Consider the following 25,802-nt stretch of genomic DNA (forward strand, 5'->3'; position numbering starts at 1 on the left):
ACATGTAAACCATGCCCCAGGAGACACCGTCAACCATGCCCCGAGACATGCGTCAACCATGCCCCGAGACAATACAGCGACGAACATGAACACAAACCACACCCACAACCGGCGACCCCACCCCTCACCGGCAACACACGAATACGACGAAACCCGGCACCGCACATCCTGGATCAACCAAAACGCACGACACCGGGCTTCGCGACCACACGATCACGACATGATCATCACTGTCCGCACAATGCGATGACAATCATGCGGGAATACGCCTCGTCGCCCAATCCGGCCCCCTGTGTCAGGTGGGTGCCGTCATCGACGAAGTATTCGTCATGGCCTTCGCTCAGCCCACACCAGTCCATGTATGCCGATGATGGCGAGCGCACGCAACCCGTCGATGGCGTTGATATGCGCGCCGTTGCGGACCGCCGCGCGTCTTCCGGCCCGTGTCATCGGATCCGTGTCGTCATCGATGCGTCGTGATGACGCGGTGCGCGTCCGGCGGAGGTTCTCCATGTCTCTCTACTTCCTCGATGGATACCGTCCCCCCCCCCCGATTGCAGAGGACCGGACGACGAATCCTCATCCATCGCCCGGTATAGCCCAGCGGACCCGGACGGTTCAGCGTCCGTAGAACAGACGGTCGGTGACTTCCCTGGCCTTGCGCATCACGGCGAGCAGATCGTTCTCGAAATGCTGGCCGCGGTTCGCGTCATAGCCGAGGTAGACGGCGATGCCGCCGAGCGAGTACATGTCGTCGGGCAGGATGTCGGCCTGGTTGACGCGGCCGGACCACAGGTAGTTGCCGTTGCGGGCCGCCGTGCACATCGTCCACGCGTGACGCAGGGTCATCGCATCGCCCGCGTCGACGAGCTTGCGGCGTTCCAACACATCGAGCGCCTCGAGGGTGCCTCCGACGCGCAGTTCCTTGATGTCGCCGGCATGGCGCAGCTGCATGAGCTGCACGGTCCATTCCACGTCGGACAGGCCTCCCTTGCCGAGTTTGAGATGCCGGTCGCGACGCACGTTGCGCGGCAGCCGTTCCGCCTCCATACGCGCCTTGAGCTTGCGGATGTCGCCGATCTCGGCGTCGGTCAGGTCCGTGTGCGGATAGCGCAGCGGGTCGGCGAGGTTGGCGAGGAAGTCGCGTGCGAGATCCTTGTCTCCGGCCGCGTGACGTGCACGCAGCAGCGCCTGACGTTCCCACGTGCTCGACCAGGAGCGGTAGTACTCCTCGCAGGAGGCGTAGGAGCGCACGAGCGGCCCGTTCTTGCCTTCCGGACGCAGGTCCAGGTCGAGTTCGATCTTCGGTTCCAGCGTGGTCGGCCCCTGGAGGATGGCACGTAGGTCCTCGACCACCTTGCGTGCGAAACGGTTCGCCGTGTCCTCGTCGGCGCCGTCGGCGGGACGGTAGATGAGGATCGCGTCGGCGTCGGAGCTGAAGTTCACCTCGCGGCCGCCGTAACGGCCCATGCCGATGACGGCGAGCGAGGCGGGCGCGTCCCCTCCCCCGAGTTCGCGTACGCGGTGGTTCACGGACCAGGCGAGCGCCGCGTCGATGATCGCGTCGTACACGTCGGTCATGCCCTCCAGCGACGCGGCGTCGTCCATCACGCCGCTCATCCACGCCAGGCCGATGCGTTCGATCTCGTGGCGGCGCATCGCGCGCATCGATGTGGCGAAATCGTTGATGTCGCCCGCATTGCGTTCCAGCGAGGAACGGCATTGCACGTCGAGGCTGTCGCGCGTGCGCGCCTTGAGCCGGTCGTCGTCGCCGAGCCAGGTGACCGATTCGACGGACTTGTTGAGCGCGTCGCCGAGGAAACGCGAATTGGACAGCACGTGGCACAGGCGCTGCGCGGCGGAGGTGGAGTCGCGCAGGAACCCGAGGTATTCGCTTTCGGTGCCGAAATGCTCCTCGAGTTTGCGCCAGTTCAGCAGGCCCATGTCCGGGTTCTGCCCTTGGCCGAGCCATTCGAGCACGGCGGGCAGGATGATGCGGTTGATCTTGGCGGCGCGTCCGACGCCGGCGGTCAGCGCCACGACGTGGCGCATGGCGGCGTCCGGGTCGCCGAATCCGATGGAGCTGAAACGCTCGCGCGCGGCGTGCTGGCTCAGGTCGATCTGATCGTCCTCGAGCTGGGCGGAGACGGGCAGCATCGGACGGTAGTAGATGTCGAGATGCAGGTGGCGCACCTCACGGCGGGTCTCGTCGTACCGTTCGACGAGTTCCTCGGGGTGTATGCGGAAGGCGCGCGCCACGCGGCGCAGCTCCTGGTTCTGGTTCAGCGCGTCCACGTCGATGTCGCGTTTGCGTTCGAGCCCGCCCAGGTTCGCGGCGCCCATGTCGGGGAACAGGTGGGTGCGCTTGAGCGCCCACATCTGCTGACGGTGTTCGAGCACCCGTTCGAACCGGTAGTCGGCGGACAGCCTCGCGGCCTGCTTGCGCGAGACATAGCCGCCTTCGGCGAGACGCGCCAGCGATTCGAGCGTGGATCGCGTACGCAACGTTTCGTCGGAACGGCCGTGCACGAGCTGGAGCATCTGCACGGTGAACTCCACATCACGCAGCCCGCCCTTGCCGAGTTTGATCTCCCGGTCCTTGAGCGGTGCGGGGATGAGGTCCTCGACGCGCTTGCGCATCTTCTGGCAGTCGTAGACGAAATTGTCGCGCTTGGAGGCGGACCAGACGAACGGCCGGGTCATGTCCATGTAGTCGCGTCCCAGATCCGGGTCGCCGGCGACGGGGCGCGCCTTGAGCAGCGCCTGGAATTCCCAGTTCTCGGCCCACTGCTCGTAGTATCCGCGATGCGATTCGATGGTGCGCACCAACGGACCGTCCTTGCCTTCGGGGCGCAGTCCGCCGTCGATCTGCCACAGCGTCGGTTCGGCGACGCCCATGATCACGGACTGGCATACGCGCTGCAGCGTGGTGGCCATCTTCGTGCCGGTGCGTATGAGCTCCTGGCGTCCGATCCCCTTGTCCGCCGGCTCGACGGCGTAGATGAGGTCCACATCGGACACGTAGTTGAGTTCCTGCGCGCCGAGTTTGCCCATGCCGATGATGACGAAGCGCACGTGTTCGCTTCCCGGCACCTCGTGGCGAGCGATGGCGAGCGCCCCTTCGAGCGCCGCATCGGCGAGGTCGGACAGACCGCGGCTGATGACGGGCTGGATCTCGCATGGGTCGGCGGCGGTGGCGTCCTGAGCCATGATGGCGGCGAGCTGGCGCCGGTAGGTGCCGCGCAATGCGGTGGTCGCCTCGGCAAGCGGCAGCGTGGCGGCGGGCATGGCGGTGTCGTCCGGGTCGGCGCCGACCGCCTTGAGCACATGGGCGCGTCGTTGCGCCTTGTTGTACAAGTGGCTGTTGCAGCCGTCCTTGGATGCGGCCTCGACCAGTTCGGGACGGAAGCGCATGAGCTTGCCGAGCGCGTCGGAGACGCCGAGCACGGTGACGAGCCGCTCGAATGCCGCCTCGTCGGGGACCATCTCCTCGAAGTCGCGTCCCTGGCTCTGCACCGCATTGGTGATGCCGACGAGGTTGGCGAGCGCCGCATCCGGGTCGCATGCCTTGGCCAGGGCCTTGAGGATGGAGCGCAGCCGTGCGTCCGGGACGCCGTCCGCCTTGAGGCGTTCGAACATGCCGCGTGCGTCGTCGAGGTTCTGCAGTCCCGCGCGGATGAGGTCCATGGCGGTCGGCCGGAATGCGTCGTTTGCGTTCATACCTAGCTAATGTACACCGGCGCGGGCATAGGTCCGGCCGCGGCCGCCGCGGCGGTCAGCGGTCTGCGTCGTCCGCGTCGCCTTTGGCGTTCCATCCGGTGACGGCGCAGTATCCGGTCCACCCGATTACGACGAGCAGGCACAGCGAGAACACGATGGTGGCCCAGTTCGCGAGCGAACCGTCGTCGCTCGCCTGGACGAGCGATTGGATGAGCCATGCCACGCAGGCGAGGCAGGTGAGGGCGTACAGGCGCGCGGAGGAGCGTTTGCCGAGGTTCATGTCGGTTCCCTTCCCGTCGGCGTGGCCGACGTCGTTCGAAATCATGTCGGCGCGCATCCCGACGAACGCGCGCCGACGGCGGGGACGGGGTCCGCGTCGCTGGGGCGCAGGCCCCGTCCGGCCGCAAGGAGCGGGTGCGGTCAGCTCTTCTTCCTCTTGGACATGATGTCCACGGCGACAGCCAGCAGGAGCACGAGGCCCTTGATGGTCTTGACGACCGCGGTGTCGACGCCCATGATGGACAGGCCCTGGTTGATGACGCCCATCACGAACGCGCCGACCACGGCGCCGGGGATGGTGCCGATGCCGCCGGTGACGGCCGTGCCTCCGATGAAGCAGGCGGCGATGGCGTCCATCTCGAACTCCATGCCGGCCTGCGCGGTGGCGGAGGCGAGGCGGGAGAGCATGCAGACGGCGGCCACCGCGGACAGGAAGCCCATGTGGACGAAGAGAAGGAAATCGACGCGGCGCGTGTTGATGCCGGAGAGGACGGCGGCCTTGCGGTTGCCGCCGACGGCGTACACGTGGCGGCCGAAGACCGTCTTCGTGAGGATGAAGTTGTAGATGAACACCAGCACGCCGACGATCACGAGCATGATCGGGGTGCCGCCCTGGTCGGCGTTGCCGGAGGAGGCGAGCAGGTAGGTGACGAACAGGATGACGACGGTGGCGAGGACGATCTTGAGGACGGTCAGGCTCATCGGCTCGGGCACGAGACCGACCTTCTCGACGCGCCTGCGCTTGCGGATCTGGCTGTAGGCGAAGCCCGCGATGCACAGGAGGCCCAGGACGATGGTCAGGCCGTCGAAAGGCCCCCACCAGCCGAGGACGTTCGGCAGGTAGTTGCGGGCGATGCCACGGAATTCGAGCGAGGTGATCGGCACGGATTCGCCGACGATGACGGTGGCGAGGCCGCGGAAGATGAGCATGCCGGCCAGCGTGGTGATGAAGCCCGGGATGCCGACGACGGCGACCCAGAAGCCCTGCCAGATGCCGACGAGCAGGCCGACGACGAGCGCGACGAGGATGGCCGTCATCCAGTTGACGCCGGCGCGTTCCATGAGCAGGGCGCATACGCCGCCGATGAATGCGACGAGCGAGCCGACCGACAGGTCGATGTGCGTGGCGATGATGACCATCACCATGCCGATGGCGAGGATGATCACGTACGCGTTCTGCTGGATCAGCGACACGAAGGAGTTCGGCTTGAGCAGCACGCCTCCGGTGAGGATCTCGAAGGCGACGACGATGACGAGCAGCGCGCCGACGATGCCGTACTGGCGCGCGTTGTTCGCGACGGTCGCGAGCAGCCCGGCCTTCTCTTCTTTCTTCGCGGGTGTTGCGGTTGCGGCGCTCATCAGGCTGCCACCTCCCTTTCCTTGGTCATGCCCTTCATGAGGTATTCCTGGGTGAATCCGTTCTTGTCGACGTCATCGGTGACGACGCCGTAGGAGACCGTGTAGATGCGGTCGCAGATGCCGATGAGCTCCGGCAGCTCGGATGAGATCACGATCACGGCCTTGCCCGCGTCGGCGAGCTTGTCGATGATCTCGTAGATCTCGTACTTCGCGCCGACGTCGATGCCTCGCGTCGGCTCGTCGAGGATGAGGATGTCCGGCTGCGAGATGACCCATTTGGCGAGCAGCACCTTCTGCTGGTTGCCGCCGGAGAGGGTGGCGACGTTCACGTCGATGTCGTGGCATTTGATGTTGAAGTCCCTGCGGTAGCGTTCGACGGACTTGCGTTCGACGTTGTCGTCCATCACGCCGAGCCTGCTCATCTTGGTGAGTGCGGCGAGCGAAGCGTTCTCGCGGATGTTCTGCAACAGGTTCAGGCCGTTGCCCTTGCGGTCCTCGGTGGCGTACGCGAGGCCGGCGTCGATGGCCGCCTGCACGTTCGGCAGCCTGACCTCCTTGCCTTTGACGAACACCCTGCCGGAGATGTTCGAGCCGTAGGAATGCCCGAACACGGACATGGCCAGTTCGGTGCGCCCAGCGCCCATGAGGCCCGCCAGTCCGACGATCTCGCCGGCGTGCACCTTGATGTTCGCGTGGTCGACGATGACACGCTCCGGGTCGAGCGGATGGTGCACGGTCCAGTCCTCGACGCGCAGGTATTCGGGCCCGGGCTCGTTGGACGGATGGTTCGGGTAGAGGTTGTGCAGCGGACGGCCCACCATCTTGCGTATCAGCTCGTCCTGGTCGAGGGGAGTCTCCGGCGTCACGTACATCACACCGACGGTGGAGCCGTCGCGGATGATGGTGACGTTGTCGGCGATGGCGGCGACCTCGTTGAGCTTGTGCGTGATGATGATGCTCGTCACGCCCTGTTCGTCGCGCAGCTGGCGCACCAGGTCGAGCAGGTGCGCGGAGTCCTCGTCGTTCAGGGCCGCGGTCGGCTCGTCGAGGATGAGCAGCTTCACGTCCTTGGACAGGGCCTTGGCGATCTCGACGAGCTGCTGCTTGCCGACGCCGATGTCCATGATCTTGGTGTCCGGATCCTCGGGAAGGCCCACGCGGTCGAGCAGCCTCCTGGCCTCGGCGCGGGTCCTGTCCCAGTCGATCACGCCTCCTCTGGCCCGCTCGTTGCCGATGAAGATGTTCTCGGCGATGGACAGGAAGGGGCTCAGGGCGAGTTCCTGGTGGATGATCACGATACCGTCCGCCTCGGAATCGTTGATCGTATGGTATTTGCATTCCTTGCCGTCAAAGGTGATCTTGCCGGAATAGCTGCCGTATGGGTAGACTCCCGAAAGCACGTTCATCAGGGTCGATTTGCCCGCGCCGTTCTCGCCGCAGATGGCGTGGATCTCCCCTCGGTCGACCGAGAGGTTCACGTTGGTGAGGGCTTTGACCGGTCCGAACGTCTTCGTGATGTCCTCCATCGTCAAAATGGTGTCTGACATGTCATCACTCCGTTCACAGTACTGGTTTCATGGGCATGCGGCGCTCGTCGCGAGCGGCGGGCGCCGCATGCCTCGGGTCGCCGGCCGATGCCGTGGTCCGGCACCGGCGACCGGTCACTTGGTCAGCTCGTCGAAGCGTTCCTGGGTGATGTAGTTGGCCTTCACCAGGTCGGACAGGTTGTCCTTGGTGATGTTCTGCGGGTCGAGCAGCTTGGACGGCACGTCGATGTTGTTGTTGTTGAACTTGCCGTTGATGCCGGAGACCTCCTTGTTCTCGGCGATCTCGACGATCATGTCGTACACGGCGTCGGCCAGTTTGTTCACGTCCTTGAAGACGGTCTCGCCCTGCTTGTCGTTGGAGATGTTGGCGACGGCGATCTCCATCGCGTCCTGTCCGGTGATGTACGGCCAGGTGTCGGTGCCCGGCTTCATGTCGGGCCGCTTGGATTCGATGGCGTTGATGACGCCCTGGGCGATGCCGTCGTACGGGGTGAGGACCGCGTCGAGCTTCTCGCCGTGCGCGTAGGTGGAGTCGAGGATGGATTCCATGTCCTTCTGCGCCTGCTCGGTCTTCCAGCTCATGACGGAGATCTTCTGCCAGTCCTCGACGGTGAAGTCCTTGGTCACGCCGCCCTGGCCGTGCTGGGACGGGGAGACGAGCACACCCTTCTCGAAGTAGGGCTGGAGCAGGTCCCACGCGCCCTTGAAGAAGTACTTGGCGTTGTTGTCGTCCGGGGATCCGGTGAACAGCTCGATGTTGTACGGCCCCTTGGCGCCGTCCTCGAGGCCGAGCTTGTCGATCAGGTAGTTGGCCTCGAGCACGCCCACCTGCTCCAGCTGGAAGGTGGCGTAGTAGTCGACGGCGTCGGTGTTCATGATAAGACGGTCGTAGGCGATGACCTTGGCGCCGGCGTCGCGCGCCTTCTCGACGGCGGGTCCGACGGCGGTGCCGTCCTTGGACGCCACGACGACGATCTTGGCGTCGTTGTTGACCATGTTCTCGATGTCGGCGTTCTGCTGGGCCGGCTTGTCGTCGGCGAACGACAGGATGACCTTGTATCCGGCCTTCTCCAGCTTGGCCTTGAGGTTGTTGCCGTCCTTGTTCCAGCGTTCCTCGGATTTGGTCGGCATGGAGATGCCGATCGTGGCGCCCTTTTCGATCTTCTCGCCGCCGGTCGCCTGTCCGGTGCGGCTTCCGCCGCAGGCCGCGAGGCCGGCCATCATCGCGACGCCCGCCATGGCCGCGACGATCTTCTTCGTGAACTTCATGTGCTCTCCTTCATCATCGAGGGATACGGCGGACGGTCCTTGTCCGCCGGAACCCGGACGTAGGCCCAGGCTCTGCTCACAGCATACTCGCTTGAGTTAGGTTGTCAAATTCAAATATTCGTTAATCTCCATTTTTGTGTTTATTTCTCTAATTCAATGGTGTGATCACACGGCTTTCATGGCCCTGGCATGCGACACGCTGCGGACGTTTGGACCACCCCTGCCGCAAAGCGACCCGTCAGGCTACACTTGGCGCGTATGGCAAGGCTTTTCGGATCGCAAACCTCGCTACGCGAGGCGAACCGCGCCAACTTGCTGGCCAGCATCCACAAGTTCGGCGCCATGACGCAGGTGGAACTCGCCGAGGTCACCGGACTGTCCACCGCGACGGTCTCCACCCTCGTCCACCAGCTCGTCGACGAGGGACGGCTGGAGACCGCGGGCACCACACGCAACGGCAGACGCGCCACTTTGGTCAAATTGGCCCGGCACCAGGGCCTCGGCGTCGGGATATGGGTGGCGCCAAGGCAACTGACGCTTACTATCGTTGACTTTTCGAAGTCAATCATCGCCGAGCACATGCTGCCGCTCCCCTACGGGCACAAGGCCGACGTCACGTTGGAACGCGCCATGGTGCTCGTCAACGAGGCGCTCGGCAACGCCGGCGCCGACGCGAACGAAATCGTCGGCATCGGCGTGGCGTTGGCGGCGCCGGTGGCCAGCCACGACCATATGATCGCCATCCCCGGCATCCTGCCCGGATGGGAGGGCGTGGACGTCGCCGCCCCCCTCGGGGCCGCGTTCAACACGCCCGTCTACATCGACAACGATGCGAACCTCGCCGCGTTCGCCGAGTCGCGCATGGGCGCCGCCGTCGGCAAACGCAGCCTCGTGTACATCCAGGTCGACGACGGCGTGGGCGCCGGTATCATGATCGGCGGCGAGGTGCTGCACGGCGTGACGGGTCTCGCCGGGGAGATCGGGCACATCCAGGTCGACCCGCTCGGATCCATCTGCACCTGCGGCAATCGCGGATGCCTCAACACCCTTGTCGCGGAGAACCGGCTCGTGCAGCTGCTCAGCGTGACCCACGGCAACATGACGCTGGACGACCTGGTGGACCAGGCCAACGCCGGCGACCCCGGATGCAGACGCATCATCGGGGACGCGGCACTGCGCATCGGGCAGGTCGCGGCGGACCTGTGCATCAGCGTGGACCCGGAGCTCATCGTGCTGGGCGGCAGACTCGCGATGAGCGGGGAGGTGTTCTCGCAGCCGTTCAGGGAGGCGCTGCAACGCATGCTGTTCCCGGACGCGGTCGCGCCGATCGAAGTGCGCACATCACCGAACCCGCAGGACAATTCGGCGCTGGGCGGGGCTCTGCTCGCCATCGAACGGTCGGTCCGGAGCGCGCCGATTTCGCCTGTCTCCCAGTGAACGCTACCATTGTCAACTATGCGATCCGACCATCACGGACGATGGTCGCGGAGGAAAGGGACGTGGGTCATGGTCAATGCCGCCGTGCGCGGGACGAAGGCGCCTCCGCTTCTGGAGCTGCGTGACGTCTGCGTCAGATTCGGGTTCGTGGAGGCGCTCAAATCCGTGAGCCTGCGCATCGGCCGGCAGGAGGTCGTCGCCCTCGTCGGCGACAACGGCGCCGGCAAGTCAACGCTGGTCAAGGTCATCGCGGGCTTCCTGCAACCGGGCTTCGGGCACATCTACCTTGACGGCGAGGAGGTGGCGATCCCCTCGATCCGCGCCGCGGACCGGCTGGGCATCGCATCCGTGTTCCAGGGCCAGGAGTTCTGCGACAACCTCGACGTGGCCTCGAACCTGTTCCTCGGCAAGGAGGTCAACACGGGCGGGGTGCGCGACGACGACGTGATGAACTCGCGTGCACGGCAGGTGCTCAAGACGCTGAGCTCCGCGATCCGCGTCGGCTCGCCGATTTCGTCCCTGTCCGTGGGCCAGCGGCAGACCGTCGCCATCGCGCGTACGCTGCTCAACGATCCGAAGCTCATCCTGCTCGACGAGCCCACCTCGTCCCTGTCCGTCATGCAGACGGCCGAGGTGCTCTCCTATATCAAACGGCTGCGTTCGGAGGGACGGTCCATCGTGATGGTGTGCCATGACCTGCCGGACGTGTTCGCCGTCGCCGACCGCATCGTCGTGGTCCGGCAGGGGCGCATCACCGGCGTGCACCGCACGGTGGAGACCTCCTATGAGGAGATCATCGCCGAAATCGCGGGAGTCGCCACGGAACACGAATACGAAGAGATCGCCGAAGACCCGAAATACGAGCGGATGGTGCAGCAGAACAAGCTCATCGACCGCACGATGAGCGCCGCATTGGAGGGCGACGGGTACTGAGGACCCATGCCCCGCACGCCCGGGTCGCCCCGCTCCCCCGCGTCCATACGCCCCGCATGGGCTACACTGAGACGCGGTACCCGCAACATCATCACCGCAGCCAGGAGGCACACGCCATGAGCAGTCTTGAAATCGCCGTCACCGTCGTCGTCTGCGTCGTGGGTGTGGCGATCGGCACGTTCTTCGGTCTCATCCCCCTGAGGACCGACAGGATCACCGATGAACAGAACCGGGCCTCGCAGACGCTCGGCCTGATCGGCGTGGGTCTGGTGATCGTCCTGATCTTCACCAAGCAGGATCTCGCCTCGTGGGCGGCGATCTTCGCGATGCTCGCGGGTGTGGCCATCGGCAAAATCCCTCCGCTGCACCGCCGGGCGCTCGAGCGTTGGCCGTGGCTGAAGCCCAAGCCGGAACGGCCGGCGAAGCGTGTGAAATCCAAGTCGGGCAAGTCCAAGTCGAAGCAGGGACGCAGGTAGTCCCCGGACATGAGGAGGGGGGCTTCCGCGGTCATACGGCCGTGGAAGCCCCCCTCCTTGTCATCCGCTGATTCGTTCGCCCCCCGGTTTCACTCCCCGGTCTTGGCGAACAGGGGACGCACGTTGCGCCAGATGCGGCGCGTGGTGGCGGGACGGTTCATCGTGTACAGGTGCACGCCGTCGACGCCGTGCGCGACGAGATCGGTGATCTGCGCGGACGCGTAGTTGATGCCGGCCTCGCGCAGCGTGGGCACGTCGTCGCCCCAGCGGTCGAGCAGTGCCTCGACGGCGGGCGGCACGACCGTGTTGTTCTTCGCGGCCATGGAACGCAGCGACTTCGCGCCGTTGATAGGCATGATGCCAGCCTCGATCGGCACGTCGATGCCGGCGGCGCGCGCCTTGTCGAGGAACCGGTAGAAGTCCTCGTTGTCGTAGAACAGCTGGGAGATGAGGTGCGTGGCGCCGGCGTCCACCTTCTCCTTGAGGTGTTCGATGTCCTCGTCCAGCGACGTGGCCTGGTAGTGCCCCTCCGGGTAGCAGGCGCCGAACACCTTGAGAGCCGGCTTGCGGGCGCGGATGTAGCGCACGAGGTCGATGGCGCGCTCGAAGACGCCGACAGGGGTCTCGCCCTCGATGTAGTCGCCGCGCAGGGCGAGCACGGCGTCGACGCCCGCGTGTTCGAACATCTCCAACGCCTCGTCGACCTTCGCCTCGTCGGAGTAGAGGGCGGTCAGATGGGCGACCGTGGGGATGCGGTATTCCTTGCGGATCGTGTTGGCAATGCGCGCGGTGGCGGTGCGGTCGGCGTGGGTGCCGTGGCCGTAGGTCACCGAGATGAAGTCCGGGTGCATGCCCTGCAGGCCGTCGAGCGTGTCGTAGATCGTGCCGACGGGCGCGTCCCGCTTGGGCGGGAACACTTCCAGCGAGAACATCGGCTGATGCATGATTGCAAACCTTCCTCGATAAAGGAGGCTCCCTCTTTGGGAGGGAGCCTCACTCACTCATCGCGTTCCGCGGGACGCGATCACTTGGCGAGCCGTGCGCGCACGGCCTTGGCGGCGGCGACGAGATGCTCGAGGCTCGGCCAGGTCTCCGCGTTACCGCGGGTCTTCAGACCGCAGTCCGGGTTGATCCAGACCTTCTCGACGTCCATCTTCTTGAGGATCTCGCCGATGCGCTCCTCGATCTCCTCCTCGGAGGGGATGCGCGGGGAGTGGATGTCGTAGACGCCCGGGCCGGCCTCGGTCTCGAAGTTGGCCTCGTGGATGGCGTCGAGGACGACGAGGTCGCCGCGGGAGGCCTCGAAGGAGATCACGTCGGCGTCCATCGCGTCGATGTCGCGGATGATGTCGTTGAACTCGGAGTAGCACATGTGCGTGTGGATCTGCGTGGTCGGCTTGACGCCGGAGTGCACGAGACGGAACGCGGGCACGGCCCAGTCGAGGTACTTGGCGTGCCAGTCGGTCTTCCTGAGCGGCAGCTTCTCGCGCAGCGCGGCCTCGTCGATCTGGATGACCTTGATGCCAGCGGCCTCCAGGTCGAGGACCTCGTCGCGGATGGCGAGGGCCAGCTGCTGGGTCTGCTGCTCGTGGGTGATGTCCTCGCGCGGCCAGGACCAGTTGAGGATGGTGACCGGGCCGGTGAGCATGCCCTTCATGACGTGGTCCGTACGGCTCTGCGCGTACGCGGACCATGCGACGGTGATCGGCTTGGCGCGGGAGACGTCGCCCCACACGATCGGGGGCTTGACGCAACGGGTGCCGTAGGACTGGACCCACGCGTTCTTGGTGAACAGGAAGCCGTTGAGGTTCTGGCCGAAGTACTCGACCATGTCGTTGCGCTCGAACTCGCCGTGGACGAGCACGTCGAGGCCGATCTCCTCCTGGTGCTTGATGCAGGTGTCGATCTGGTCCTTGATGAACTGGTCGTACGCCTCCTTGGTGATCTCGCCCTTGCGGAACTTCGCACGCTCGGCGCGGATCTCGCGCGTCTGCGGGAAGGAGCCGATCGTGGTGGTAGGCAGCAGCGGCAGGCCGAGGGCCTCGCGCTGCAGCTTCTGACGCTCGGCGCGGGCCGGCTGGCGCGTGTAGTCGGCCTCGGTGAGGGCGGCGATGCGTTCGGCGACCTTCGGGTCGGCGGCCACGCGGGTGCCGTCGAACAGCTCCTGGTTGGCAGCGAGCGCCGGATCGGCCTTGCGGGCCTCGTCGTCGGCGTCGGCGAGCTCGGCGATCTCCTTGAGCTCGCCGAGCTTCTCGACGGCGAACGCGAAGTGCTTGAGGACGGCCGGGTCGAGGGCGGTCTCGCCTTCGGTGCTGAACGGCACGTGCAGCAGGGAGCTGGCGGTGGAGACGGCAACGTTCGGCGTGACCTGCTTGAGGGCGTCGACGAGGCCGAGGCTGACGGCGTAGTCGTTGCGCCAGATGTTGCGGCCGTTGACCACGCCGGCGAAGATCGTGGTGCCTTCGGCGACGCCGTGCTTGGAGACGGCGGCGAGGTTCTCGTCCTTGCCTTCGTTGAGGTCGAGGCCGATGCCGTCGAAGCCGAGCAGGTTGACGGTCTCGTACACGTCGGCGATGTGGCCGAAGTAGGTGTTGAGCAGCACCTTGACCTTGCCGTCGCGTGCGGGCAGGATCTTCGCGTAGAGGCTCTTGAACAGCTCCACGTCGCCCGGCTGCTTGTCGAGCACGAGGAACGGCTCGTCGATCTGCACCCACTTGGCGCCGAGCTCGTTGAACTTGGCGAGCACCTCGGCGTAGACGGCGGCCACGGCGTTCACAAGGCCCTTGTCGAAGGCGAGTTCCTGGGCGTCGTCGTCGCGGGCGAGCTTGAGGAAGGTGTACGGGCCGATGAGCACCGGCTTGGTCTCGATGCCGAGCTCCCTGGCCTCGAGGTACTCGTCGAACGGCTTGGTGCCGTTGAGCCTGATCTCGGTGGACGGCTCGATCTCCGGCACGATGTAGTGGTAGTTGGTGGTGAACCACTTCTTCATCGGCAGGGCGGTCACGTCGCCCTTGTCGCCCTGGTAGCCGCGGGACATGGCGAACAGGGTCTCCTCCGGCTCGGTGAAGCCGAGACGCTGGTAGCGCTGCGGGATCACGTTGAGCAGGATCGCGGTGTCGAGCAACTGGTCGAAGTAGCTGAAGTCGTTGCTCGGGATGAGGTCGACGCCGGCCGCCGCCTGCAGCTTCCAGTGCTTGGCGCGCAGCTCCTTGGCGGTGGCGTGCACCTCGTCGAGAGTGGCGTTGCCCTTCCAGTAGGCCTCGATGATCTTCTTGAGCTCTCGGTTCTGACCGATGCGCGGGAATCCGGACACGGACGTGAGTGCAGTCATGAATCCTCCATACTGCTGTCATAGACGAAACGGCTTTCAACCCGCCCAGACTATCAAACACATCCTTGAACAAAGTCATCAGCGACACTGAGGTGTCGTCATAAATCGGCCTTATAGCGCCGTTCTTCGGTGCCCTACTCGCGCTTGACTCCTAGGTGAGTCGACACGAGATTACACCCTATGTGCACTCTATTTCCTTTTGCGTCCAGTATAGCGCCCGCTCCGGGCTCCTTTGTCTTTTGCGCGGGCGGCCTCCTGCGACACGCCCACACGTGTCCACGCTTGCATCATCATGTTCACTAGGTTAACATGGTATCAACATCAAAAACAAAGTCCCCCGCCGGGCTGCCACCCGCGGGGGAACGGATGAACACTGGAGGTTCACCATGGAACAGATTATCACGGGCACCCCGAAGCAGATCGCCTACGCCGCCGACCTGCGCGAGACCACGGTCGCGCTCCTGCGCCGCAACAGCGCCGGGTCCGACACCTTCCATGCCCGCGTCGACCGGTTCAAGGCCGACCGTCTCGAGGCATGCACCGACGCCGGCAAGGTCATCGACTGGTGCAAGGGCCACTTCGCCGCCGACGGCACCGAAATCATCACCCCCCGCGAGGAGGAGGAGATTCGGCTCGCGACGCTCGCCGATGCCAAGCGCGAGCGCGAGGCGGAGCCTGAGCCCGAACCGGCCGGCCTGGATTCGGATGAGGCGTGCGAGCGTCGCCGCCAGATGTTCGCCCGCCGTCGCCGTCGCCGTCGTCCGGGTGCGGCGGCCACCCAGACCGTCAAGGAGGCGTGACCATGGCCACGATCACCACGGCGGCGCGTCGCATCGCCCGCGACGTCAACGGCACCAGCCCGGAGTTCCGCGTCTACTACGATGCGGACGGGCGTCGCCTGCACTCCATGCCCCACGGCGCGTGGTACGCGGACCACCGCGATCCGGCGCCCGACGCGATCCTGTGCTTCCGGGGCCGCCGGGGCGGGGAGGGGATGAGCCAAGGGGAGGCGCAGGCCTGGGTGGACGCGGCCGCCAGGTACGGCCGCTACCCCGACCGGATTGATGCCGGCCTCCTGTACGTCGACGAGCGGTTGAGGGGGCTGTGATGGACGATCACGACAGGGCATACAGGAATCTGGCGCGCAGGCGTGTGTCACGCCTGTGCGCCAGATGGGACGTCGACCGCCAGGTGCGGGAGGACGCGGCGCACCTGGCGCGGCTCGCCCGCGACCCCGATGACATGGAATCGCTCAAGGCGGTGTGCGCCCTCGTGGAAATCGACCAGCCCGCCCAGTCCCCCGCGCCGCCGGCCGGCACGTACGAAGCGGCCATGCGCGAGATGCTGAGCCTGCTCGCGGAGCACGCCGCAAGCGCCGTGTGCCGCGACCGGATCATGGGATACTCGATGGCCGGGCACCGGGGCCGTCTGGGATTGGCCGGGGCCATGGCGCTGCTGCCCACGGTGCGGCACCGCATCGCCCTGGAACGCCTGCGCTGCGTGGAGCACGCCTACATGGGCGGCGACACGGAGGAGGGGTTCCGTCGCCTGCGCGACTGCACGCTCATGCTCAAGGCGGACGGCATGGGCTTCGACTATCCCACGCTCGCCGTGGATCTCGCCCGCCTGCACGACGAGGACCCGGAACCCCGACGCCGCACGCTCACCCGATGGGGTGACGAGTACGCGGCCCATGACCCCTCGCGGAAAGGAGACCGATGATGACCAGGGACGCCTACGCGCCGATCCTCGGCAAGCTGCTCGACAACTGGAAGGAACGCCTCGAGACCGACAAGCGGATGCGCGAGCTCGTCGAGGAGCGCGACAGGCTCGCGGTCGACGCGATCCACGCCGGCGCCGACCGGCTGGACGTCGCGCTGGCGACCGGCTTGTCCCGCACGACCCTGTGGAAGATCGTGAAGAAAGCCGAGACGGACACCCTGAAGGACTCCCCGGAATGGGACATCCAAGCCGAGGACGCCGCGCCGGTGTCGGGCGTGCCTGAAGCCCGGCTCCTGGAAGCGCTGCAGGACATGCTCATCACCCGATTCGACGAGCTCGCCGACTGGGATGACGAGGACGGGATCGCCCGCGACTGGGATGACGATAAGAGGATGACCGACGGGCAGAAGGACTTCCGCGACCAGGTGAAACGCCTCGTGCTGCGCGCCCAAGCCGGCGACCTCGACCGGATCGAATCCCCCGAGACCGGCATCACGCTGACCCGCCACAAGGAATAGGCCCAGACTGAAACCCCTCCGTGAAGGGGAACACCACAGAATCGCACCCGTCCACCGGGTCATCCCCACAATGGTGGGCCCTATGACGCATGATACCCCGCCCGACTCGTCAAACCGCCCCGCCCCCACGGCCGCATTAAGCGACGGCGGGGTTCCCACTAGATGGTCTTATGGCGGTCGATGATGGCGCAACGGCGAAAAACAAAATCCCGGCGTGTCACACGACCTGATGTAATATAATTATTACATCAGCGGGAAGGCAGAAGCCATGCCCGGCTCCTCGAAAGGAACGACCATGACCACCAGGACCATCAACGCCCGCCTCGACGGCAATGGCGATACCCCCGCCTTCCGGTTCGCCGGGAGGGACGCCTACTACAAGACCTTCGGATTCGGCGATTGGTACGGACAGCCCGTCGCCACGGTGGCGAGCGATCCCGACGGTTCCATCGTCGTGATCGGCTGGTCGGCCGGGTACATCCGCGGCGCGAAGAGGGCCGTCGAGGAGCAGATCGAAGCCTACATCCGCGAACTCCGCGGGGAAGGACAGGACGAATGACCCCTCTCGAATTCATGACGAGACGCAAGCGCCTGGGACTCTCCCAGGAAGAGCTGGGTCGGTGCCTCGCGCTCGTGTCCTCCCAACCCGACGGTTCGCCGCGCGCACCCATCAAGCAGGCGACGATAGCGAGCTGGGAGGGCGCGCGCGGCCTGCCCGAGTGGGCCGACGACGACACGGTGCTCGCCCTGTTCGACGCCATCGACGTCAAGGCCGATGAGATGTGCGAGCGCATCGAGGGAATCATCGAGCACTCGTCCGCCGTGCGAGACGACCCGTTCGTCCGCGTGAATGGATACGCGACCGACGGGGAGTTCTGGACGGATTGGCCCGACATGACCGGCTGGCCGCACGCCCTCTGGAATCTCGCGGCCACGGTCGCGATGGACGAAATGCGCGAGGAGTACGGCATCGTCTGCACCCTCCTTGCGCAGGACTGACCCGGGTACGGCGAAACCGCCCCGCCCCACGGTCGCATTGAGCGACGGTGGGGCGGGGCGGCTCTCACTGGATGGCCGTGACGTCTCACTTGGAGGCGAGTCGCATGGGGTTGTATGTGACGCCGAACGCGGCGGCGAGGATGCCGGCCGCGCTGGAGATGTAGGCGCCGACCTGCGGGTCGCCGAAAGCCGAGACGCCGAGGCCGACGAGTCCGATGATGAGGGTGAGCACGTAGATGCCGGTGCGGACGGTGTCGTTGAACATGGGCGTGTACGTGGATGTGGGTTCGGTGACGTGTTCGCTCTGGTCGATCGCGGACGTGTCGGTGTCGTGGGCTGCATGGTCTGCCATGAGGTTCCTTCCTGATTGTCGGTGGGTTAGAAGCGGCCGGTGTTGAGCCGGGTCTGGAGGGCGCGTACGGTGGCGGGGCCGAAGGAGGCGTCCTGCGTGACGCCGAGGTGGGCTTGGATGGCCTTGATGGTCTTGGGTCCGAGGAGTCCGTCATGCTTGAGGCCGAGTGTGCGCTGTACGGCGCCGATGAGCTGGGAGCCCCTACCCCCGTAGGAGACGGCGCTCGTGTCGAGCGCGGGCCTCCAGTAGGTCTTCTGGTCGGGGACGACCTGACCCGAGATGACCCCGTCGACCGGGGTACCCATGACGGCCTGCCATTTGCTGACGGTCGCGGTGCCGCACGAGCCGTCCACCTTGAGCGGTCCGACCGTGATGACCGTGTCGGCGCCGTAGCGCAGGTAGCAGTTCCACGGGTACGAGTAGTAGGCGCGCACATTGGTCTCGCGGCCGGTCTGGTCGCCCGCCTTGCCTCCCGACGCCTTGCCACGCTCGTCGATGCTCGCCTGGGCGAGCATGCCATTGCCGAGGTAGACGGCGACGTGGTGGATGTCGTTGAGGAGGATGTCGCCGGGGCGGGGGTTGCCGTCGGCGGGCAGGCGACGCCACCCGCGCGCGGTCAGATTGCTCGACATGTTGCCGGTGTAGGTGGCGCCGCCGGTGTCGAAGCCCGCCTCCCTGAGCGCGTGGATGACCAGGCTGGAGCAATCGCATTCGCCGCCGGGCCTGATGTCCCAGCGGTTCGACTGGTCATAGCCGAGGGACACGGACGCGCACCAGTAGCGCATCCGGTTGACGAGAGTGTTGAGATTGCCCATCAGGCGGCCTCCCCCTCGTCGGCGGCGCCCTCAGCGGCAGTGAGCGCCTGTTCGGATTCGAGTTCACTCATGGGCTGGATATTGTCGGGCGGCAGGCTGTCGCCCTGCGGCTGGACGGTTGGCTCAGTGGTCATGGTCTTCTCCTTTCATGCGGTGGATATGATGAAGCCCCTCAACCGGGTGGCCGAGGGGCTTGGAATACTGGCCGCTCCAATGACGGGGCGGCATGGGATACGGGCGCGCGTGGGGACTGCATCTGGCTTCCATCCAGTCCATCCAGAGGACCAGAAGACCGAGCAGCAGGATGGCGGCGACGCACGCGCCCGCGACGAGCAGGATCCTCACCATGAGACCGCTCCCAACGCGAGAATCACGCCGACGCCGAGGACGGCGAGCAGGACGGCGACGCCGAGGACGGCTATGAGCAGATCCGGGAGGGGACGCATGGGTGCTCCTTTACTTGGTTTTGGTGAGGATGGGTGTGATGTCCGCGTCGACGGTGGTGCCGTTGCGGGCGACCACGCTGAGCGTGATCGTCGCGGGCTCGGTGAGCGTGAAGGAGGCCTGATCCCGTTGCTGGTGTTCATGATCGTGCCGTCCGGCAGTAGGGCCTGCGCGTACAGGTTTTTCACGTCGCCGGAGACCGTGCCGGCGACCGAGTATTCGCCGGCCTCCAACTGGATGGTCTGGTTGACCCCGCCCCAGTCCGTCACCGTGCCCGTGGCGTGGATGCTTCCCGGCGTGGGGCCCGTCGTGTAGACGACGCCGTTTATGGTCTTCGGCAGCATGGAATCGAGGATGGGGAACACGCCGGCCGGGTAGATGGTGACGGGGATGGTCTTGGTAACACCGTCACCACAGGTAATGGTCAGGTGGGTGGTGCCGGGAGTGAGCGCGGAAACCGCAAGCCCCCCCCCCTAAATGTTTCGGACATGGTTTTCTCCTTTATTGGTTGGGTGTGGTCAGGGTCGGATGAGGCGCGGGTGGAGGGTCGCGTCGACCGTGCTGCCGGGCTGGTCGGTGTAGATGCGCGCGGTCCATTCGCCGGTCTCGGTGACCTCGAACCGGCCCGTGGTCGGCTGGGTCGTGCCCGGGTCGCCGTTGTAGACGGCCGCGGTGGCGCCCGTGCCGGTCTCGTTGGGGAGCATGAGGTACGAGCCCGGGGTGAGGGTGATGGGTTGGGTCCATGCGGTCCATGCGGTCGGGGTGCCCGTGAGCGTGTACCCGCCGGCGCCATCGGGGGTGATGGTCACGCCGTTGCTGGCGCCGGCCTGGAACGTGGGCCACAGGTTCGCTAACTCAAATCCCCCCCCCCCGCGAGCGTCGTGTCGTCGGGGCGCATCCACGGCAATGCGGTCGTGCCCTCGTTGAGGGTGATCTTCAGGTTGCCGGATACGGGGCCGGCGGTGCTGCCGCCTTTGTAGACGCGCAAGATCAGGGTCTTCATGCTCGCGTCCACGGTGAACGACTGGTTGTTCTTGCCTTGGTAGACGCTCGCGCCGCCGGTCGTGTCCGCCTTGCGGACGGACGCGATCATGGCCGACGGGACGCTGCCCTCATAGCTGAGGGTCACGGTCCTGCCGATGAGCATGCTCATGTCGAGCTCCCATTGGACGCCCCTGCCGACTTCCACGTCCCCGGCCGACGACAGGTCGAGACTGCCGTCCGCCGTGACCGTGGCCTTCAAATTGCTGGCTTCCGCGGGCCCGTACGACAGGAGGTTCGTGGATTTCACGGTGACGGGAATGGTTTTCGTGATGGAGCCGGTTTTGAGGTTGAGGCTGGTGGAGCCCATAGTTTTGCCGGTGATTGATAACGCGCCCATATTGGGGCCTCCTTATGAAGAAAGCCCCAATCGGGGCTTTAGTTGAGTTTCCTGAGGATGGGGGTGATGGCCTGGTCGACGGTCTTGGAGGGCGGGACGCTGACGATCATCTGGTAGTCGCCAGCCGGGATCGTCGCCCTGTTCACGCTGGAATGCGAGAACAAATCGACCGTGCCGTCCGGGCTTTTCAATTCGCAGAACAGGCTGTCGCCGCTGCCGAGCGTGTGTTCGAGCGTGTACTCGCCGGCCGGCAGGGCCGTGGTGGTGCGGACGGTCGCCCACCCGGTCGACGTGCCCTCCGCATGCACCATCCCGTCGCCGGCCGCGGTGAACGTGATGCCGTTGGCGGTGGCGGGCAGGGTGGGCAACGCCCATTTGTTCTCCCACACGCTGACCGGGATGGTCTTTACGATGCTGCCGGCGGTGATGGTGATGAGGGTGTCGCCCTCCTTGAGGGCGCGGACGCTAGCCCCCCCCCCTGAATGCTTCGCCCATATTGGGGCCTCCTTGTGATGGGAAAAGCCCCGTATGGGGCTTGCTTATTCGATGTATTCGCTGGTCCGCATGATGGCGAGCCGTGTGACGGTGAACGGGGTGGTGGTGAACACGCCGATGCGCATTTCGACCTGCGTGGCCTTGTCGGGCAGGACGGCGTCGAGCCGGTAATGGCCGGGCGTGACCGTGGCGGGCGCCTGCAGCGTCGCCACCGGCGAGTACAAGCCGTCGGGTCCGACGGCGATGACCCTGAGCAGTCCGTCCGCCAAGCCCATGCTCGCCAATGTGGGACCCGTGTAGTCCAATCCGACCGTGACCTTGGAGCCGAAACCCGCCGGTAGGGTCACGACGGTCGCGACCCTCTGGTCCGTGACCCCGGCCGCGCCCGTCAAGGTCATGGTCCCGCCCGTGATCGCGAACGAGGGAATGGTCTTGTTGTCGAACGAGTTGACCGTGAAGATGGCGTTGGGCCAGTCCTTGAGCAGGTTCTCCCGCACGATGACGGGCATGGTTTTCACGACACCATTATCGGCCGTGAGCTTCAGGCTCGTCTCACCCGGGACGAGGCCGGTTACGGCCACCCCCCCCCTAAAAGATTCACTCATAATCAATCACTCCTTGTTGATGGCTGCGATGGTCTTATCGAGAATGTCCGCCGTATACTCCTGCGGCGCGTACGCGGGCAGGATACTCACGTCGAGGGTCGTGGATTCGCCCACGCGCAATGTCACCGACTCCGGTGAGACCGTGATGCCGGTCGGTTTCGCGTCGCCCACCACGGCCACCGTCTCGTCCCCGCTGACGGCGGTGAACTCCTGCGACGCTTCCGCGGGCAGGATTTTCACCTGAAGGTTCATGGATTCGCCCGCACGCAGGGTCACCGAGCCCACGGGCCTGCCCGCGTCATCCGATACGCTGACGGACTCCGGCGCGTACGCGCACGCAATGCTCAGCGCGGCGGACGTGAAACCCGCCACCCGTGCCGTGACCAGCGCCGTACCGCCGTGCCTCCACGACACCGTGTTGCCGGAGACCGTGGCCACGCTCGTGTCCAGGCTCGACCACGTCACACCCCGGTCGGTCAGCAGATCGGACTGGTGGCCGTCCGCATACGTGGCACGAGCCGCAAGAGCGACCGTGTCATCGACGGGCAGGCTCGTGGGCGCCGGCTTGCCGTCCGTCGAGAGAATCTCGATTTTGGTGACCGTGTCCGCGGGGGTCGGCCAGACGATACGGCCGTTATAGAGCGCGTTCAGGGGCCTTCCGTTCAGATACGGCCGGCCTATCGGTTTGCCATTCAGGAGTACCGGCATGGCTAGTCCTCCACCGTGGCGGCCGTGGTGTCCTGCACGGCGTCGAGATCACTGCCGGCCTGCGCTGCCTTGTCGCGTACGGATGCGACGGCCTCGTCGATCGCGACGGCCGCCTGCGAGCCCTTCGCGTCGATCTCGGCCCTGACCGACGCCGCGTGCTCGCCGACCATGGACGCGGAGGCGACCGCGTCCGACACGACGCCCGCGTCCGACACGGCACGGGTCTTCATGGCCGCGACCGTGGCCGCGTTCGTCTCGGCGAACGCCTTCAACTGGTCGAGCGACTCCATCACCTCGCGCGCCATGGAGACGGTCGTGTCCGCGAAATACAGGACCAGCTTCGTCGGATTCGCCGCCGACAGGGGCTCCGCGCTGGTCTGCGAGCCCGTGAGCATCCAATTCACCAACGGACTGTCCGCCACGGCGAGCGGCTGGCCCGTGGCCGGATCCACGTCCACCAGATCCGCGTACTCCACCTGCGTTTGCGAGGAGGGGACCTCCACGTAGCGGGTGAAGGCGAGCGGCGTGTCGGCGAGTTCGACGACCTGCCAGACGAACGCGGGCGTGGTCGGCAGCAGGTCCACCGTGCCCTCGCCCTTGTCGTCGAGCGTCAGCTCGAACGCCTCGGCGACCACGAGATGCTTCTCCGTGTCGAAATGCCGGCGGACCGGGCGGAAGCGGACCACGCCCGCCACGCCGGCGAGCGTGCCGTCCGCCAACGGCTTCTTGATGCTGATGTGCACCTGTGTCATACTGTCTCCTTACTTCAAATGGTTGATGCTTACCGGTAGGTCCAGTCGCAGCCGGCCTCGCGGCGCAGGTAATCCTGGCGCAACGCGTCGTAGCGCGTATGCCCCAGACCGTTGCCGCCCAATTCGAGGTATTCCTTGCCGGCCTCCAACTGCCGCTCATGCTGGGTACGACTGTTGGTGTGCGCGAACATCTCGACGCGGAGCACGTCCAGACGGATCGCGCGCCGTTCCCGCTCCGACTCCTCGAGACGTTCGAAATCCCGCTCCAGCTTCGCCTGCAGGTCGCGGATCGTGGTCGAATCTGCCAGCGCCTGGTCGAGACGGTCGCGCGTGATGGTCGACTCGTGCGCGTCCACACGGCGCAGGATCCACCCGCATACCGTGCCCCCGCACGTGGTGATCAAGGCGACCAGGATCGTCACCCAGGCCGGCAAGGACGTCATCATCGGACTCCCTTCGGGATAGTGGAAAACCCACACGCGTCCCGCAGGCGGACCGGCCGCCAGACGTGTGGGATTTCCGGAGGAAAAGAATGATCTTGAAGGACTACTGGACGACCCGCTTCCACCCCTACTGCGCGCAGGCGCTGCGTGAATCCACACTGGTCGGCTACGAGTCGGCGTGGCGACGCCACATCCGGCCCACGTTCGGCGACATGGAGTTGTCCGCGGTCACGGTGGAGGCCGTGGACGCGTGGCTCGCGGCTTTCGACAAGCCGGGCGCCGCACGCAAGGCGTGGGCCGTATTGCGCGCCATGCTCCGCCGCGCCATCCGCTGGGGATTGCTCGACGAGGACATCACGCGCCGCGACATCCGACTGCCACAACGCCGTCGCTACGAGCCGACCCTGTTGACCGTGCGACAGACACGGCAGCTCCTCCGCGGCTTCTACGGGCACGAACTCGAGGCATGGCTCATCTGCGCCGCAACCTGCGGGCTCAGAACCGAGGAAGGCTACGGACTCACATGGACCGACATCGACCTGAGACGCGGCGTCCTCCATGTAGAGCGAGGATTGCAATGGGTCAAAGGGCATGAAGCCGTCGTCGAGCCGAAGACCGAGTTGAGTCGGCGCACGCTGCCCCTGCCCCGCTTCGCCGTCAAACGATTGCGCGAACTCAAACCCAAGACGGGAGGCCGGCTCATCAGCGAGCGCACACCCCCGCAGGTCGCGAGGGCGTACACATCATGGTGCAAGCGGCATAATCTGCCGCACGTGCCGGCACGCAACCTCCGACATAGCTGGGCCACCAACGCCTTGCACGCCGGCGCCGACATCGCCGTGGTCAGCCGCATGCTCGGCCACTCGGACATCAAAACCACCGCCGCCTACTACCTCAAGCCCGACATCACCGCCTTGAGAGACGCCCAACGCCTCTACGAGCGGGCTTTAATTGACTGAGAGATTCTAAGGGTTTCGCTAACCCAGACGCCGTTGCGCGCGAAGTTCGACTGGCAGGACACGGGGTCCTTCGCTGCGGATTCGTACGGCGGGGGCATGGAAATCATCGTCGACCAAAGGAACCGGTTGCTGCACGTGCACCTGTCCGGTTTCAAGCTCCGCGTGGGCCTGCCCGGCTCGTTCGCGGTGTTCCATTGGAAGTCCGGGCCGAAGCCATCCCAGACCATCGACCTCGGATGCCTGTGGTCGATCCCGTCCGGCAATTTCGCGAATCAGGCGCGATGGCAGACCAACGGTGACGTCGCGGTCGTCGGCGGCGGCAACGCCGACGACCGTCTGATCCACACTCCCCGCACCCTGCCCATCCCCGACGGGGTCACGTTCGGCTAGACGAGGTTCCACATGGCGATCCAGCAGCCGAAGATCGCGACCCTACCGCACCAGTCGTTTTTCTTGGTGTCCCATAATCGGAAACGGACTTTGTTCACGTCCGCGGTCTCCCAGCGTTGCACGGTGAACTCTCCCGCCTGGATGAAGCCGCTGCCGAAGGGACCGATGGTGTAGGCAGCGTAATCCGCTTTCTTGCCGTTCGGGGACTTCACTCCGAAGAGGAACGTCCCGTCCTCGTTCGTCGTGACCGTATGCGACCCACACTGCACGAACTGCCGAGGGGTTAGCGAATCCCGCGTTCAGCGAATCCACATGGCGTGGCCGCGCGGGAAGCGGTTGGTGCTGCTGGAGGATTGGCTGGACGTACGGAAATGGATGTAGCCATCACGGGTGACGCTTACCGATTCCGTCGGCGCGGAAACCAGGTAAAATTCATCGATTTCCGGTATGGCGTTTGTGGGGCGTAACTCCTCAGGCAGAGGGCCGCTTTTGTCGTCGCGCCCGGGGCCCAGTCCGGTGAGATTGCCGGTGCATGTGCACCAGCAGTACACGAACCGGCCCACCGCACAGGCGGCAACCACCAGCTGGGGGTTGCCCGGTGCGGCCAGGTCTGTCCATCGGACCGTCTGTGGAACGGACTGGGTTAGCGAATCCCCTGGGTGCTATTTGTCCTTGACAATCCAAGTGGACTGCAGATAGATGTACGTGCCGACCGGCCAGTCGGATATTCCGCCCGTACCGGTCAGCCGGAGACTGTCCCCGTCCGTGAGGATCGTGTTTGGTCGGCTGTTCGTTGCCCACGTGAAGTTCTGCTGGTAGCCGTCGAACTCGAACGGCGTGTCGACTATCACCCGGTCGCCATTGCCGG

The 25,802-nt window shown here is 65.6% G+C and carries 33 protein-coding genes; 12 read left to right on the top strand and 21 right to left on the bottom strand.

What is annotated here, in order from left to right; genetic code table 11:
- Window positions 1–227: 227 nt before the first annotated feature.
- The 6 genes from GFD21_RS11295 to GFD21_RS10175 form a co-directional block, all read right to left on the bottom strand.
- Entirely contained in the window at window positions 228–359 is a 132-nt protein-coding gene (locus GFD21_RS11295) for an SGNH/GDSL hydrolase family protein (protein ID WP_263862671.1), read from the bottom strand.
- A gap of 259 nt (window positions 360–618) precedes the next feature.
- The gene (locus GFD21_RS10155) at window positions 619–3,720 is read right to left on the bottom strand and encodes a bifunctional [glutamine synthetase] adenylyltransferase/[glutamine synthetase]-adenylyl-L-tyrosine phosphorylase (protein ID WP_163197858.1); all 3,102 of its coding nucleotides are present in this window, start codon (window positions 3,718–3,720) and stop codon (window positions 619–621) included.
- A gap of 55 nt (window positions 3,721–3,775) precedes the next feature.
- Window positions 3,776–4,045, bottom strand: coding sequence for a hypothetical protein (locus tag GFD21_RS10160; protein WP_225431799.1), 270 nt, complete (start codon window positions 4,043–4,045; stop codon window positions 3,776–3,778).
- 95 nt (window positions 4,046–4,140) lie between these two features.
- A complete protein-coding gene (gene mmsB, locus GFD21_RS10165) occupies window positions 4,141–5,358 on the bottom strand; it encodes a multiple monosaccharide ABC transporter permease (protein ID WP_163197859.1) in 1,218 nt (405 codons plus the stop codon).
- Window positions 5,358–6,905 carry a sugar ABC transporter ATP-binding protein gene (locus GFD21_RS10170; protein ID WP_163197860.1) on the bottom strand — a complete coding sequence of 516 codons (1,548 nt, stop codon included), beginning with the start codon at window positions 6,903–6,905 and terminating at the stop codon, window positions 5,358–5,360. The genes mmsB and GFD21_RS10170 overlap by 1 nt, the downstream gene beginning before the upstream one ends.
- A gap of 114 nt (window positions 6,906–7,019) precedes the next feature.
- Window positions 7,020–8,174, bottom strand: coding sequence for a substrate-binding domain-containing protein (locus GFD21_RS10175; protein ID WP_163197861.1), 1,155 nt, complete (start codon window positions 8,172–8,174; stop codon window positions 7,020–7,022).
- 258 nt (window positions 8,175–8,432) lie between these two features.
- Between GFD21_RS10175 and GFD21_RS10180 the strand changes: the two genes are divergently transcribed.
- From GFD21_RS10180 to GFD21_RS10190, 3 genes are all read left to right on the top strand, one after another.
- On the top strand, window positions 8,433–9,611 hold the full coding sequence (locus GFD21_RS10180) for an ROK family transcriptional regulator (protein ID WP_163197862.1): 1,179 nt from the start codon (window positions 8,433–8,435) through the stop codon (window positions 9,609–9,611).
- Window positions 9,612–9,680: 69 nt separating this feature from the next.
- Window positions 9,681–10,544 (top strand): ATP-binding cassette domain-containing protein, encoded by an 864-nt coding sequence (locus tag GFD21_RS10185; protein WP_163197863.1) that lies wholly within the window; start codon window positions 9,681–9,683, stop codon window positions 10,542–10,544.
- Between the two features lie 116 nt (window positions 10,545–10,660).
- A complete protein-coding gene (locus GFD21_RS10190) occupies window positions 10,661–11,020 on the top strand; it encodes a hypothetical protein (protein ID WP_163197864.1) in 360 nt (119 codons plus the stop codon).
- A gap of 89 nt (window positions 11,021–11,109) precedes the next feature.
- Here the strand turns inward: GFD21_RS10190 and metF are convergent, their stop codons facing one another.
- Window positions 11,110–11,964, bottom strand: coding sequence for a methylenetetrahydrofolate reductase [NAD(P)H] (gene metF / locus GFD21_RS10195; RefSeq protein ID WP_163197865.1), 855 nt, complete (start codon window positions 11,962–11,964; stop codon window positions 11,110–11,112).
- An 80-nt stretch (window positions 11,965–12,044) separates the two neighbouring features.
- Window positions 12,045–14,351 carry a 5-methyltetrahydropteroyltriglutamate--homocysteine S-methyltransferase gene (gene metE, locus GFD21_RS10200; RefSeq protein ID WP_163197866.1) on the bottom strand — a complete coding sequence of 769 codons (2,307 nt, stop codon included), beginning with the start codon at window positions 14,349–14,351 and terminating at the stop codon, window positions 12,045–12,047.
- A 386-nt stretch (window positions 14,352–14,737) separates the two neighbouring features.
- Between metE and GFD21_RS10205 the strand changes: the two genes are divergently transcribed.
- From GFD21_RS10205 to GFD21_RS10230, 6 genes are all read left to right on the top strand, one after another.
- The gene (locus GFD21_RS10205) at window positions 14,738–15,151 is read left to right on the top strand and encodes a hypothetical protein (RefSeq protein ID WP_163197867.1); all 414 of its coding nucleotides are present in this window, start codon (window positions 14,738–14,740) and stop codon (window positions 15,149–15,151) included.
- Window positions 15,152–15,153: 2 nt separating this feature from the next.
- Window positions 15,154–15,459, top strand: coding sequence for a hypothetical protein (locus GFD21_RS10210; protein WP_163197868.1), 306 nt, complete (start codon window positions 15,154–15,156; stop codon window positions 15,457–15,459).
- Window positions 15,459–16,073 carry a type I-E CRISPR-associated protein Cse2/CasB gene (gene casB / locus GFD21_RS10215; RefSeq protein ID WP_163197869.1) on the top strand — a complete coding sequence of 205 codons (615 nt, stop codon included), beginning with the start codon at window positions 15,459–15,461 and terminating at the stop codon, window positions 16,071–16,073. Before GFD21_RS10210 ends, casB begins: the two co-directional genes overlap by 1 nt.
- A complete protein-coding gene (locus GFD21_RS10220) occupies window positions 16,070–16,591 on the top strand; it encodes a hypothetical protein (protein WP_163197870.1) in 522 nt (173 codons plus the stop codon). Before casB ends, GFD21_RS10220 begins: the two co-directional genes overlap by 4 nt.
- 295 nt (window positions 16,592–16,886) lie before the next feature.
- Window positions 16,887–17,150, top strand: coding sequence for a hypothetical protein (locus GFD21_RS10225; RefSeq protein WP_163197871.1), 264 nt, complete (start codon window positions 16,887–16,889; stop codon window positions 17,148–17,150).
- Window positions 17,147–17,590: a helix-turn-helix domain-containing protein gene (locus GFD21_RS10230; RefSeq protein ID WP_163197872.1), complete on the top strand. Its 444-nt coding sequence runs from the start codon at window positions 17,147–17,149 to the stop codon at window positions 17,588–17,590. The genes GFD21_RS10225 and GFD21_RS10230 overlap by 4 nt, the downstream gene beginning before the upstream one ends.
- A gap of 85 nt (window positions 17,591–17,675) precedes the next feature.
- Here GFD21_RS10230 and GFD21_RS10235 read toward each other — a convergent pair whose 3' ends face one another.
- From GFD21_RS10235 to GFD21_RS10245, 4 genes are read right to left on the bottom strand one after another with little or no spacing between them, the layout of a single operon-like run.
- On the bottom strand, window positions 17,676–17,942 hold the full coding sequence (locus GFD21_RS10235; protein ID WP_191996932.1) for a hypothetical protein: 267 nt from the start codon (window positions 17,940–17,942) through the stop codon (window positions 17,676–17,678).
- 26 nt (window positions 17,943–17,968) lie between these two features.
- The gene (locus GFD21_RS10240) at window positions 17,969–18,757 is read right to left on the bottom strand and encodes an endolysin-like domain-containing protein (protein WP_163197873.1); all 789 of its coding nucleotides are present in this window, start codon (window positions 18,755–18,757) and stop codon (window positions 17,969–17,971) included.
- The gene (locus tag GFD21_RS11300) at window positions 18,757–18,891 is read right to left on the bottom strand and encodes a hypothetical protein (protein WP_263862672.1); all 135 of its coding nucleotides are present in this window, start codon (window positions 18,889–18,891) and stop codon (window positions 18,757–18,759) included. The genes GFD21_RS10240 and GFD21_RS11300 overlap by 1 nt, the downstream gene beginning before the upstream one ends.
- Window positions 18,881–19,105 (bottom strand): hypothetical protein, encoded by a 225-nt coding sequence (locus GFD21_RS10245; protein WP_163197874.1) that lies wholly within the window; start codon window positions 19,103–19,105, stop codon window positions 18,881–18,883. Before GFD21_RS10245 ends, GFD21_RS11300 begins: the two co-directional genes overlap by 11 nt.
- A gap of 225 nt (window positions 19,106–19,330) precedes the next feature.
- Between GFD21_RS10245 and GFD21_RS10250 the strand changes: the two genes are divergently transcribed.
- Window positions 19,331–19,516 carry a hypothetical protein gene (locus tag GFD21_RS10250; protein ID WP_163197875.1) on the top strand — a complete coding sequence of 62 codons (186 nt, stop codon included), beginning with the start codon at window positions 19,331–19,333 and terminating at the stop codon, window positions 19,514–19,516.
- Window positions 19,517–19,719: 203 nt separating this feature from the next.
- On the opposite strand, the gene GFD21_RS10255 is transcribed toward GFD21_RS10250, so the two are convergent.
- The 7 genes from GFD21_RS10255 to GFD21_RS10285 form a co-directional block, all read right to left on the bottom strand.
- Window positions 19,720–20,010 (bottom strand): hypothetical protein, encoded by a 291-nt coding sequence (locus tag GFD21_RS10255; RefSeq protein ID WP_163197876.1) that lies wholly within the window; start codon window positions 20,008–20,010, stop codon window positions 19,720–19,722.
- Between the two features lie 41 nt (window positions 20,011–20,051).
- Window positions 20,052–20,582: a hypothetical protein gene (locus GFD21_RS10260; protein WP_163197877.1), complete on the bottom strand. Its 531-nt coding sequence runs from the start codon at window positions 20,580–20,582 to the stop codon at window positions 20,052–20,054.
- A gap of 38 nt (window positions 20,583–20,620) precedes the next feature.
- Complete coding sequence (locus GFD21_RS10265) at window positions 20,621–20,971, bottom strand: hypothetical protein (RefSeq protein WP_318643763.1); 351 nt, start codon at window positions 20,969–20,971, stop codon at window positions 20,621–20,623.
- Between the two features lie 150 nt (window positions 20,972–21,121).
- A complete protein-coding gene (locus GFD21_RS10270; RefSeq protein ID WP_163197878.1) occupies window positions 21,122–21,658 on the bottom strand; it encodes a hypothetical protein in 537 nt (178 codons plus the stop codon).
- 30 nt (window positions 21,659–21,688) lie between these two features.
- Complete coding sequence (locus GFD21_RS10275; protein ID WP_225431800.1) at window positions 21,689–22,390, bottom strand: hypothetical protein; 702 nt, start codon at window positions 22,388–22,390, stop codon at window positions 21,689–21,691.
- Between the two features lie 2 nt (window positions 22,391–22,392).
- Window positions 22,393–23,142, bottom strand: a complete 750-nt coding sequence (locus tag GFD21_RS10280) for a hypothetical protein (protein WP_163197879.1) — start codon at window positions 23,140–23,142, stop codon at window positions 22,393–22,395.
- A gap of 29 nt (window positions 23,143–23,171) precedes the next feature.
- On the bottom strand, window positions 23,172–23,588 hold the full coding sequence (locus tag GFD21_RS10285) for a hypothetical protein (protein ID WP_163197880.1): 417 nt from the start codon (window positions 23,586–23,588) through the stop codon (window positions 23,172–23,174).
- 86 nt (window positions 23,589–23,674) lie between these two features.
- On the opposite strand from GFD21_RS10285, the gene GFD21_RS10290 reads away from it, so the two are divergent.
- Both GFD21_RS10290 and GFD21_RS10295 read left to right on the top strand, forming a co-directional pair.
- Window positions 23,675–24,544 carry a tyrosine-type recombinase/integrase gene (locus GFD21_RS10290; protein ID WP_163197881.1) on the top strand — a complete coding sequence of 290 codons (870 nt, stop codon included), beginning with the start codon at window positions 23,675–23,677 and terminating at the stop codon, window positions 24,542–24,544.
- A 96-nt stretch (window positions 24,545–24,640) separates the two neighbouring features.
- Window positions 24,641–24,934 (top strand): hypothetical protein, encoded by a 294-nt coding sequence (locus GFD21_RS10295; protein WP_163197882.1) that lies wholly within the window; start codon window positions 24,641–24,643, stop codon window positions 24,932–24,934.
- On the opposite strand, the gene GFD21_RS10300 is transcribed toward GFD21_RS10295, so the two are convergent.
- Both GFD21_RS10300 and GFD21_RS10305 read right to left on the bottom strand, forming a co-directional pair.
- Window positions 24,931–25,146: a hypothetical protein gene (locus GFD21_RS10300; protein WP_225431801.1), complete on the bottom strand. Its 216-nt coding sequence runs from the start codon at window positions 25,144–25,146 to the stop codon at window positions 24,931–24,933. The genes GFD21_RS10295 and GFD21_RS10300 overlap by 4 nt on opposite strands.
- 450 nt (window positions 25,147–25,596) lie before the next feature.
- On the bottom strand, window positions 25,597–25,785 hold the full coding sequence (locus GFD21_RS10305) for a hypothetical protein (RefSeq protein WP_163197884.1): 189 nt from the start codon (window positions 25,783–25,785) through the stop codon (window positions 25,597–25,599).
- Between the last annotated feature and the right edge of the window lie 17 nt (window positions 25,786–25,802).

It is taken from the genome of Bifidobacterium platyrrhinorum (genome assembly GCF_010667645.1).
Classification (GTDB): Bacteria; Actinomycetota; Actinomycetes; order Actinomycetales; family Bifidobacteriaceae; genus Bifidobacterium; species Bifidobacterium platyrrhinorum.

Coding starts and splice junctions, on each gene's coding strand:
- metF (WP_163197865.1), bottom strand. CDS start 11,964: ATGCATCAGCCGATGTTCTCGCTGGAAGTGTTCCCGCCCAAGCGGGAC.
- GFD21_RS10220 (WP_163197870.1), top strand. CDS start 16,070: ATGATGACCAGGGACGCCTACGCGCCGATCCTCGGCAAGCTGCTCGAC.
- GFD21_RS10275 (WP_225431800.1), bottom strand. CDS start 22,390: ATGCCGGTACTCCTGAATGGCAAACCGATAGGCCGGCCGTATCTGAAC.
- GFD21_RS10225 (WP_163197871.1), top strand. CDS start 16,887: ATGACCACCAGGACCATCAACGCCCGCCTCGACGGCAATGGCGATACC.
- GFD21_RS10160 (WP_225431799.1), bottom strand. CDS start 4,045: ATGATTTCGAACGACGTCGGCCACGCCGACGGGAAGGGAACCGACATG.
- GFD21_RS10180 (WP_163197862.1), top strand. CDS start 8,433: ATGGCAAGGCTTTTCGGATCGCAAACCTCGCTACGCGAGGCGAACCGC.
- GFD21_RS11300 (WP_263862672.1), bottom strand. CDS start 18,891: ATGACCACTGAGCCAACCGTCCAGCCGCAGGGCGACAGCCTGCCGCCC.
- GFD21_RS10190 (WP_163197864.1), top strand. CDS start 10,661: ATGAGCAGTCTTGAAATCGCCGTCACCGTCGTCGTCTGCGTCGTGGGT.
- GFD21_RS10280 (WP_163197879.1), bottom strand. CDS start 23,142: ATGACACAGGTGCACATCAGCATCAAGAAGCCGTTGGCGGACGGCACG.
- GFD21_RS11295 (WP_263862671.1), bottom strand. CDS start 359: ATGGACTGGTGTGGGCTGAGCGAAGGCCATGACGAATACTTCGTCGAT.
- GFD21_RS10235 (WP_191996932.1), bottom strand. CDS start 17,942: ATGGCAGACCATGCAGCCCACGACACCGACACGTCCGCGATCGACCAG.
- casB (WP_163197869.1), top strand. CDS start 15,459: ATGGACGATCACGACAGGGCATACAGGAATCTGGCGCGCAGGCGTGTG.
- GFD21_RS10210 (WP_163197868.1), top strand. CDS start 15,154: ATGGCCACGATCACCACGGCGGCGCGTCGCATCGCCCGCGACGTCAAC.
- GFD21_RS10205 (WP_163197867.1), top strand. CDS start 14,738: ATGGAACAGATTATCACGGGCACCCCGAAGCAGATCGCCTACGCCGCC.
- GFD21_RS10170 (WP_163197860.1), bottom strand. CDS start 6,905: ATGTCAGACACCATTTTGACGATGGAGGACATCACGAAGACGTTCGGA.
- GFD21_RS10185 (WP_163197863.1), top strand. CDS start 9,681: ATGGTCAATGCCGCCGTGCGCGGGACGAAGGCGCCTCCGCTTCTGGAG.
- GFD21_RS10245 (WP_163197874.1), bottom strand. CDS start 19,105: ATGGTGAGGATCCTGCTCGTCGCGGGCGCGTGCGTCGCCGCCATCCTG.
- GFD21_RS10260 (WP_163197877.1), bottom strand. CDS start 20,582: ATGGGCGCGTTATCAATCACCGGCAAAACTATGGGCTCCACCAGCCTC.
- GFD21_RS10240 (WP_163197873.1), bottom strand. CDS start 18,757: ATGGGCAATCTCAACACTCTCGTCAACCGGATGCGCTACTGGTGCGCG.
- GFD21_RS10285 (WP_163197880.1), bottom strand. CDS start 23,588: ATGATGACGTCCTTGCCGGCCTGGGTGACGATCCTGGTCGCCTTGATC.
- GFD21_RS10155 (WP_163197858.1), bottom strand. CDS start 3,720: ATGAACGCAAACGACGCATTCCGGCCGACCGCCATGGACCTCATCCGC.
- mmsB (WP_163197859.1), bottom strand. CDS start 5,358: ATGAGCGCCGCAACCGCAACACCCGCGAAGAAAGAAGAGAAGGCCGGG.
- GFD21_RS10175 (WP_163197861.1), bottom strand. CDS start 8,174: ATGAAGTTCACGAAGAAGATCGTCGCGGCCATGGCGGGCGTCGCGATG.
- GFD21_RS10295 (WP_163197882.1), top strand. CDS start 24,641: ATGGAAATCATCGTCGACCAAAGGAACCGGTTGCTGCACGTGCACCTG.
- GFD21_RS10290 (WP_163197881.1), top strand. CDS start 23,675: ATGATCTTGAAGGACTACTGGACGACCCGCTTCCACCCCTACTGCGCG.
- metE (WP_163197866.1), bottom strand. CDS start 14,351: ATGACTGCACTCACGTCCGTGTCCGGATTCCCGCGCATCGGTCAGAAC.
- GFD21_RS10230 (WP_163197872.1), top strand. CDS start 17,147: ATGACCCCTCTCGAATTCATGACGAGACGCAAGCGCCTGGGACTCTCC.